Origin of the sequence: Mycobacterium sp. SMC-21 (genome assembly GCF_045310825.1) — a bacterium.
Classification (GTDB): Bacteria; Actinomycetota; Actinomycetes; order Mycobacteriales; family Mycobacteriaceae; genus Mycobacterium.
Genome location: NZ_JBJIAO010000106.1, coordinates 1 through 1,265, shown reverse-complemented (window position 1 = coordinate 1,265; position 1,265 = coordinate 1). Strand labels below are relative to the sequence as shown.

Annotated in this window: 1 protein-coding gene; it reads left to right on the top strand. The window is 63.5% G+C overall.

The features are described 5' to 3' along the window. Window positions 1-70 precede the first annotated feature (70 nt). A protein-coding gene (locus ACJH6H_RS29735; RefSeq protein ID WP_406776394.1) for an IS3 family transposase occupies window positions 71-1,233 on the top strand; the annotation gives its coding sequence in 2 pieces (ribosomal slippage) (window positions 71-355 and window positions 358-1,233; 1,161 coding nt in all). Window positions 1,234-1,265: the final 32 nt, after the last annotated feature.

The window sequence follows — 1,265 nt, the reverse complement described above, 5'->3', positions numbered from 1 at the left end:
GGGTCTGCTGCACGAATAGGTGACATCTGAGTTGGCTTGCCCAGCATGGGCGGGCTGGAAGGATGTCCCCATGGCAAGGCCCTACCCCCGCGAGTTCCGCGACGACGTCGTCCGGGTCGCTCGCAACCGCGATGACGGTGTAACGATCGAGCAGATCGCCACCGATTTCGGAGTGCACCCGATGACGCTGCAGAAATGGCTCCGTCAGGCCGACATCGACGAAGGCACCAAGCCCGGCAAGAGCGCCAGCGAGTCCGGTGAGCTGCGCGAAGCCCGACGGCGGATCAAACTGCTAGAGCAAGAGAACGAGGTGCTGCGCCGGGCTGCGGCGTATTTATCGCAGGCCAATCTGCCGGGAAAAGGGTCTACCCGCTCGTGAAAGAGCTCGCCGCCGACGGGATCCCCGTCGCGGTGACGTGCCGGGTACTCAAGCTCTCCCGCCAACCGTATTACCGCTGGCTGGCCGACCCCATCACCGAGGCCGAACTCATCGAGGCCTACCGCGCCAATGCGCTGTTCGACGCGCACGCAGACGATCCGGAGTTCGGCTACCGCTACCTCGTGGAGGAGGCGCGCGATGCCGGCGAGCCGATGGCCGAGCGCACCGCATGGCGGATCTGCTCGCAGAATCGACTGTGGAGCGTGTTTGGTAAGAAACGCGGCAAGAACGGCAAAGTCGGGCCGCCGGTGCACGACGATCTTGTCGAGCGTGACTTCACCGCTGAAGGGCCAAATCAGTTGTGGCTCAGTGACATCACTGAGCACCGCACCGGTGAGGGCAAGCTCTACCTCTGTGCGATTAAGGACGTGTTCTCCAACCGGATCGTCGGCTACAGCATCGACTCCCGAATGAAGTCACAACTGGCCATCCGGGCACTACACAGCGCGGTAGCCCGACGCGGAGATGTCGCGGGGTGCATTCTGCACTCGGATCGCGGATCTCAGTTCCGGTCAAGGAAATTCGTACACGCCTTGAATCACCACGAGATGGTCGGCTCTATGGGCCGTGTCGGAGCCGCCGGCGACAACGCCGCCATGGAGAGCTTCTTTAGCCTGCTGCAGAAGAACGTGCTCGACCGCCGCCGCTGGGACACCCGAGAACAACTCCGCATCGCGATCGTCACCTGGATCGAGCGCACCTACCACCGGCGCCGCCGCCAGTCCGGCCTCGGGCGGTTGACCCCGATCGAATTCGAAGCAATCATGACCACACCGGCCAGTCAGGCCGCGTGACCGAAACTGTCACCTGATCGTGCAGCAGACCC